Source organism: Streptomyces cinereospinus, from assembly GCF_042430725.1.
Taxonomy (GTDB): domain Bacteria; phylum Actinomycetota; class Actinomycetes; order Streptomycetales; family Streptomycetaceae; genus Streptomyces; species Streptomyces cinereospinus.
This window is the reverse complement of the sequence record NZ_JBHMCY010000019.1, coordinates 81,727-89,485: the sequence shown is the minus strand read 5'-3', so window position 1 is coordinate 89,485 and position 7,759 is coordinate 81,727. Positions and strand designations below refer to the sequence as shown.

Sequence of the window (7,759 nt, the reverse complement as noted above, 5' to 3'; positions counted from 1 at the left end):
GAGACCGGTCTTCGGGCTTTCCCCGGAGTGGCTGTTGGCGGATGGCACCCCGGTCGCGGACGTGCTGGTGCTGTCGCACCCCGAACAGATCGAGCGGTTGCGTAACGCCTGCCCGGAAGCGGTACCGACAGCCGTACTCGCGGGAGATCCCTGCTTCGACCGGATGCTGGCAGCGCGCCCGTATCGGGAGCGCTTCCGCAGGGCGTTGGGCGTGAAACGCGGGCAGCGGCTCGTGTTGCTAAACTCGACATGGAACCCGGAGTCACTGTTCGGGGACGGCGGTGACGAGGACGTGCTGCCGCTCCTGCTGCCGAAACTGACCGCGGAACTCGCTGCGGACGAGCACCGGATCGCAGCCGTACTGCATCCCAATATTTGGCATGGCCACGGACCCGGACAAATCCGGTCATGGCTGGACAGGGCGCAACGCGGCGGCCTTACGCTGGTGGATCCGCTGGAGGGGTGGCAGCAGGCATTGCTGTCAGCGGACGTCGTTCTGGGGGACTTTGGATCAGTCTCCTACTACGCCGCCGCCCTCGGCACCCCCGTCTTGCTCGGAGCCGCACCGCTGGCAGGTCTGGCCGCCGATTCGCCGGTAGCCGACTTCGTGCGGAAGGCACCACGACTGGACCCGCACGCGCCGTTGCGACCACAGTTGGAAGCTCTGCTGGCCACGCACCAACCCATGAGCGGCCCTGCCGAGTTCACGACCTCCGCCCCGGGTGAGGCAGCCGCCCGTCTGCGCCGCATCTTCTACGACGTCATGGGGATACCCGAGCCCGCGGCGCCGGCGCTGCTCGACCCGCTGCCGCTGCCCTCGTACGACCCACCGATGCGCACTTCTCCGCTGCGGGTGCTGACGAGTGTGCTGGGTGCGACCGAGGTATCGGTCACCCGCTACGCCGATCCGCGCCATGAACCGCAGGGCCCGGGGGAAGCGCACACGGCGGTGCACGAGGACACCCTGGACCCCGGTCTCCTTTCCATCGGCGATGTGATCTTCAGGTACGGCTCACCCGACGACCCGAGGCTCGGCCCGCCCGAGTACTGGACCGCCGAGGTGCTGGAACGCCACCCGGGCTGCGCACTTGCCGCGTACGTCACCGCCGCCGGCGGTTGCGTGGTGCGGACCAGAGGCGGAGCGCTCCTGCGTCTCGCTGCCGACTCGCAGGCAGCCGACCCGGCTGCATACGCCTCGGCGTTGCATGCCTGGCTGGCCCTCGGCAAGGACCTCGCAGGCCTGGCAGGCGGTCTGACCGTGTGGACCGGACAGACCGCACATCATGTGTCGGTCACTCAGGCAGGTCCCGGTCCGCTGACACACAGCGATCACGCAGGGCCCGAAGGTGCTTGACGTGGTAGTGGGCGTTCTCGCCCGCGAGCGCGTCGATCGCCTCGTCGATCAGCGGCAGGGCCTCTGACTGCCGCCCGGCGCGCCTGTATGTGTCCGCCAGATCGGTGAGCGTACGGGCGGTGTTGTAGGGCTCCTTCTCGCGGAAGAACGCGAGAGCCTCCACCAGCAACTCCTGGGCCTCGTCGAGGAGAGGGAGACCGTTCAGCGCGCGCCCCCGGTGACGCTTCAGAAGGGCACGGGCACGGGGCTTGTCGCCGTAGCCGTCGTCTCCGGGACCGATACGCTGCCAGATGCCGTCCGCCTCGACGAACAGGTCGTGGGCGTCCTGGAAGTTCCACTGCCCCAGCCGTACAAGGCCCAGCGTCTCGATGGCGGTGGCCAGACCGCGCAGGTGCCCCGCCTGTCGCTCGGCCGCCGCAGCCGCCTCCGCGTGGATCTTCGCCTCGGCGAATTGCCGCGACTCGATCAGGGCCATCGCCTGCAGGGTGTGCATGCGTCCCGCCATCCGGGTGCCGGGACAGATTTCGTCAGCGACCTTCGTGCCCACTCGAAGCGCTGGCAAGATCTCTTCGTGGCGTCCGTCCTTGAGCTGCAGGGCCCACAGGGCTTCGCACAGCTGACACGGTGTGTCGCCGAGACGGTACTCCTCAGCAGCGAATACCGCCTGAACGAGATTGCCCAGCTCAGCGCCGAGGGCGGCGATCGCCTCCCCCTTGGACGCGTAGGGGCCAGGGGGCAGCACGGTGAACAGAGGGCCCACGTGCCAGCGTTCCGGCAGGGCGGCGCGGTCGGCCTGCACCGCGAACGGCAACAGCAACTCCACCGCGCGCGCCACGGCCCGGGAGCAGGCGGGGATGCCGTCCTCGCGTACGGCGGTCTGCTCGGCGTGCCGACGTACGGCGGGACGGAAGCGGTAGCGGCCGGTGCCGGTCTCCTCAACCACCCCCTTTTCTGCGAATTCAGCGAGCAGACGGGCGGCCTCGGCCTCCTCGACCTCGGCCATGGCCCCTGCTACGGCCGGGCTGAGCGCCGGCCACGCCCACAGTGCCGAAAGCCTGTACAGCCGGGCGGCGGCCGGCCCGAGCGTGCGGTACTGCTCCTGCGCGGCAGCGTAGGCGGGCTCGTTCCCGGGCATGGTGGGGCTCTCTTCCTCTCTCAGGCGGGCCTCCAGCAGCGACGCGAACGTCCTCAACGCGTACGGAGATCCGCCGCATTGGTCGAGCACCTGCGGCAGTATGGCGCGGGCGCGGGCTTCCTGGACGGTCCGCTTTCCCGCGACTTCGGTGAGCAACTCGACGGCGTACTTCTCGGGCAGCGGCACCACCTCGATCGGTTCGGCGTCCGCCCCGGGAAGACGGCGGTGAGCGACGATGATGGTGAAGACTTCCGGCGCCGAGGTGAGCAGAGGCGTCACCTGCGCGGCTGTCTGGACGTGGTCGAGAACGACGAGCAGCCGCCGGTCCGCGACAAGCCGACGGAAGAGATCCATCCGCTCCTCCAGGCCCGGCGGGATGTCCTCCGCGTCCAGTCCGAGGCTGCGCAGGGCTTGTCGAAGAGCCATGGCAGGATCCGGCACCCGAGCCAGGTCCACGTACAGTTGCCCGTCCGGATACCGCCGCAGCTCGCGCCACCCCCATCGCAGAGCGAGGGATGTGCCACCCATCCCCTCAGGCCCGTACAGATGAACCCTACGAGCACGTCCGTCGAACTTGCGGGACGCCTCGCGCGTAAGCTGCCGCATCTGCTTGTCGCGATCAACGAAACCCCGGAGGCCGTCGGGCAGTTGCGGAGAAGTACGGATGCGTACCTGGACCAACGCCCTGCTGACCACCGCTTCCACCTCGGCCAGCCCCCGGGCGTGCTCCGGATCGCGCAACGCTCCTTCGTACAACAGCCGGGCCAGTTGCTCCCATTCAGCGGGCCGCTCGGGGGCCGGAACCTCCCGCCCCGCGATCCGACGTGCCAACCCGCCGATCATCAGGTACGCGTTCTTTCCCGCCTCGTTACCCATCCCCGCACCCACGGTCCCCAGCATTGCCGTAACCGTCGCCAGCGATATGAGCTCCAGCATCCTGCGCTTCCCCGTTCCCACGCGCCGCCCACCGGGCGACCACACGCCCCGGCCTGGAAACCAACCGTAGCGGGGCGACCATGCGTGATGCGCGCTTCAACTCGATTAAGGCAACCTCCTACGAGGCGAGTGGGCAGGAGAACAAAAGTGTGAGTGGACGCTGGAGTTGGATCCTGTCGGACGGATTGCGGGAGCCCGTGCGGCCTCTCCTTCCGCCGACACACGTGTGTCCGCAGCGCGACGGGACACAGAACACACAGGACCCGTCTTAGCGAAGGCCACCCGTGTGTGCGAGGCGGCCTTGCTCGTACACATCTTCGTCTGAGCCAATCGCGGTTCGACGGACGACGGCAGCCCATTCGTTGGCCGAGGCGATGAATGTCAGTACCGGCCGGATACCCGAACCCGCCTGGCAGCCGCGAGGCGCGGTCCGGCTTATAGCCTGGGCTGGTCGTGGCCAACGGGAGTCAGGGGTGGGATGACAGGCGAGCGGGAACGCCGGGCTGCGGTGATCGAGTACTGGCGAGCGGTGGAACTGTTCAGCCCCCAGAAGGTTCCGGCCGTGTCGTCGCGGGAGCGGGTCTACGAGGTCGCGGCGGACCGTGCTTTGCCCTGGGAGGACGGTCATCCCGTACGGAGTTTTCCGCTGGAGCCCGGGTATGCCTGGCAGCACATCGTCTACGGAGGTTGTTTCGCCCTGGCGGACGTCCGCGACACGCTGCTGGCGGTCTTCGGCCGGGACGAGGAGGACGTAGACGGGCGGATGGACGGCGATACCGCGCTGTTCGCGCTGACGGTCACCGATGACGGCCGACTCTTGCTGGACTCCCCGGTGTTCTCCGCATGCGGATGGGCGACCGGCCGGGCTCTGAGCCCCGGACCAGGCGGCGGGCGGTGGCTGGACGGCTTCGAGGAAGACGTACAACCGTGGCTGGCCCGGGCCTCCGAACTCGGGGAGCCGCCCGTACCAGTGACGGCCCACGCTGCGGACGGTGACGAGTCGTTCATCGGCACTGTGCTGTCCGCCGCCAACGATGTGGGCGGCGGGGCGGTGCCGCAGGCCGGCATTGAGGAGGGCGAGGACCAGGCCGACGCACCTGTAGGCGCCCGGCGCATCCGCGCCAAGGATCTCATCGGCTTCACCCGCGACCTGGCGACGCACTGGGGTGTCGAAAACGCGCTGCGCCCGTTCGGCCTGCGGGTCCGAACCATCGCGGTTCGGGAGGACAGGGCCGAGGACAGCGATCAGCAGGACTTTCTGAACAGCTTCATCGCCGACGACCTGAAGCGGGTGGCCAAGACGCTGCCCACGGCCGAGCCCGGCGCACCGCTTGAGGCGTATCTGACCCCGGGCGCGGAGTTGAACACTGCGCGGCGCATTGATCTGCGTCTGCGGCCGGAGGAGGCGCTGGCCGGGGTGGAGCCCCGGGCTACCCCGCTGGGCCGCTGGCCTGCGGAGAGCGCGCACCCGCTGGCGCTGAGCCAGCAGTTCGCCGTGAACTCCATCAAGGCAGAACTCGCGAACCGAGGCGGTCTGTTCGCCGTCAACGGGCCACCGGGTACGGGTAAGACCACGATGCTCCGCGACAGCATCGCCGACCTTGTCGTGGAGCGGGCGGTGCGGCTGGCCCAGTTGCGGCTGCCGTCGGCCGCGTTCTCCGAGACCGTCCACCGGTGGAAGAGCGGCGAGTACACCCGCACCGTCACCGAGCTGCTGCCGGAGTTCACCGGCTTCGAGATGGTGGTGGCATCGGCGAACAACGGGGCGGTGGAGAACATCTCCACCGAGATCCCGGCCCGTGATGCGCTGGGTGCGCAGTGGCGTGAGGGCGCCGACTACTTCGCAGAGCAGGCTACCCGGCTGTTGAAGGGCGTCCCGGCATGGGGCGCCGTCGCCGCCCGGCTAGGCAGCAGGAAAAATCGCATCGAGTTCGTCAACCGCTTCTGGCACGGCAAGGAGAAGGGCACCGACCAGAATGCCCCCGCCACCGCACGGCGCGCCCGCCCCGGTGCCTGGAGCGACAGCGGCCAAGGGCTGTCCCAGTTGCTGCGTACCTACGCCACAACGCCGCAGACCGGTGTGTGGCGCGACGCCAGGGACCGCTTCCAGGCCGCGCTGGCCGAGGTGCGGCGGCTGCGGGACGAACGGGACGCGGCAGCCGCCGCCCTCCGCGCCGTGCCAGCCGGCCGGGCGGCCGTCGAAGCCGCGGAGCGGGCCGTCACCGAGGCCGCCGAAGGGCTGGCAGTGCGCCGGGAAACGGTGTCGGCCGCCGAACAGGCTCTGGCCCGGGCCCAGCAGGCGTGCGACAGCGCCGAGGCACGGCGTCGTGAGCATGCTGGCCGCCGTCCCGGCTTCTGGATCATCGTGTGCACCCTCGGCCGGGCCGCCCGTGACTGGCACACCGAGGACCAGGCCCTGGCCGCGCGGGAGCGGGATACCCAGAAGACGTGGCAGGAGGCCGACTCGGCCGCACGCCGGGCGCGCACGGCCGCCGACCGGGCCGACGCCGAACTCAGCGAACGGCGGCAGTCCCTCACCCGCGTCGTCGAGCATGCGCAGGCCCTGGACCGTACGGTGTCCGAGGCCCGGGCCGCCTGGGGCGCGCACGTCCCGCAGGATGCCTGGCTGAGGGACGACGCCGCCCGGGAGCTGGCCGCTCCCTGGGCCGACCCGCAGATCACCCAGGCTCGATCCGAGCTGTTCTTCGCCGCCCTTGACCTGCACCAGGCGTTCCTGCGCTGCACCGCCAAGACCATGCGCACTAATCTCATGGCCGCCATGGACGTGGTCACCGGCGGCGCGCCCGCCACACTCGGCGAGCCTGCCCGGCGCGCCGCCTGGCAGAGCCTGTTCCTGGTCGTACCCGTGGTGTCGACGACCTTCGCCTCCCTGGACCGCGTGTTCGCCGGCATCGGCCGCGGGGCGCTGGGCTGGCTGTTCATCGACGAAGCCGGACAGGCCACTCCCCAGATGGCCGCGGGCGCGATGTGGCGCGCCCAGCACGCCGTGGTGGTCGGCGACCCCCTCCAGCTGGAACCGGTCGTGTCCCTTCCCTGGACCGCCCAGCAGGCGTTGCGGCGCGACTACGGCGTCGATGAGGAATGGGTCCCCGGCCGCACCTCCGTCCAGCAACTGACCGACCGCGGCAACCGCTTCGGTACGACGCTGCCCGCCGAACTGCCCGACGGCTCGACCGAGGTCTGGGTCGGCGCACCACTGCGCGTACACCGCCGCTGCGACGACCCCATGTTCACCATCAGCAACGCCATCGCCTACGACGGCCTCATGGTCAACGGCACTCCCGACCGCGGCCCCTACCGCTATGCGCCCGCCAGCTCCTGGGTGGATGTCGTCTCCAGCCGGGCGGAAGGCCACTGGATCCCCGAGGAAGGCCGGGCGCTGCGGCAGATCCTGGAACGCCTCTCCTCGACTGACGGCATCGATCCCGCCAAGCACGTGTACGTCATCAGCCCCTTCCGCGCCGTCGTCGCCGGCGCCCGACAGGTCTGCCGCGGTCTGCTCCCCATGGACCGGATCGGCACCGTCCACACCACCCAGGGCAAGGAAGCCGACATCGTCATCCTGATCCTCGGCACGGACCCCGCCCGCCCCGGTGCCCGCGCCTGGGCCGCTTCCCGCCCCAACCTCCTCAACGTCGCCGTCAGCCGCGCCAAGCGCCGCCTGTTCGTCATCGGCAACCGCGACGCCTGGCGCGACCAGCGCCACTTCACCACCCTCGCCGCCGAACTCCACCACCACGCCTGGCCCTCTACCGACAGGTGACCAGGCGGGCAGGCCGCTCCTTACGAAACAGCGGCATCTGATGCCGACAGCCGCCGTGCGAGGTACGGGGGCGCCAGCTCGATGATGTCCATGAGGTCAGCGTCAGTGCCCATCTCGTCGTCTACGATGACGGCGTACGCCCTGCTGGCATCGAGCTCGTCGAAGACGCCCTTTCGAAGTCGGCGTAGCAGGCCTTGCGCTCCGTACGCCACACCGCCGGGCGTGCCGGAGAACAGACCGGAGAGGCGGAAACGCTCGATAACCTGGGCAAGGCTGGCTTCCAGAGGTTGCGGCTCGCTGAAGCCAGGGAGTGCCACCGCGCAGCGCATCGGTGACCGCCGTGGCGCTGCAGTATCCGTCAACACTCTCGGCCTGCCTCATGCCCCAACGAGGCTCGATTCAGCGCGCTGCCTTACGGTATGGACGGCTGAAGAGGACAGAAGCGACGGACGAAGGGGTTGCGAGGCGGCTTGCGAAACGGTATAGGGACCATAGCCGCGAGCCGCGAGCCGCGAGCCGCGAGCCGCGAGCCGCGAGCCGCGAGCCGCGA

At 69.8% G+C, this 7,759-nt stretch carries 4 protein-coding genes; 2 read left to right on the top strand and 2 right to left on the bottom strand.

Annotation, left to right across the window (positions count from 1 at the left end):
- Positions 1-1,354 (top strand): CDP-glycerol glycerophosphotransferase family protein (locus ACFF45_RS12805; RefSeq protein WP_381345800.1); only part of this gene is annotated, 1,354 nt, incomplete at its 5' end.
- Here ACFF45_RS12805 and ACFF45_RS12800 read toward each other — a convergent pair.
- Positions 1,293-3,425 (bottom strand): tetratricopeptide repeat protein, encoded by a 2,133-nt coding sequence (locus tag ACFF45_RS12800; protein ID WP_381345798.1) that lies wholly within the window; start codon positions 3,423-3,425, stop codon positions 1,293-1,295. The two genes, ACFF45_RS12805 and ACFF45_RS12800, sit on opposite strands and share 62 nt — an antisense overlap.
- Positions 3,426-3,903: 478 nt before the next feature.
- Between ACFF45_RS12800 and ACFF45_RS12795 the strand changes: the two genes are divergently transcribed.
- Complete coding sequence (locus ACFF45_RS12795) at positions 3,904-7,209, top strand: DEAD/DEAH box helicase (RefSeq protein WP_381345796.1); 3,306 nt, start codon at positions 3,904-3,906, stop codon at positions 7,207-7,209.
- A 20-nt stretch (positions 7,210-7,229) separates the two neighbouring features.
- Here the strand turns inward: ACFF45_RS12795 and ACFF45_RS12790 are convergent, their stop codons facing one another.
- The gene (locus tag ACFF45_RS12790; RefSeq protein WP_381345795.1) at positions 7,230-7,526 is read right to left on the bottom strand and encodes a hypothetical protein; all 297 of its coding nucleotides are present in this window, start codon (positions 7,524-7,526) and stop codon (positions 7,230-7,232) included.
- Positions 7,527-7,759 lie beyond the last annotated feature (233 nt).

Coding starts and splice junctions, on each gene's coding strand:
- ACFF45_RS12800 (WP_381345798.1), bottom strand. CDS start 3,425: ATGCTGGAGCTCATATCGCTGGCGACGGTTACGGCAATGCTGGGGACC.
- ACFF45_RS12795 (WP_381345796.1), top strand. CDS start 3,904: ATGACAGGCGAGCGGGAACGCCGGGCTGCGGTGATCGAGTACTGGCGA.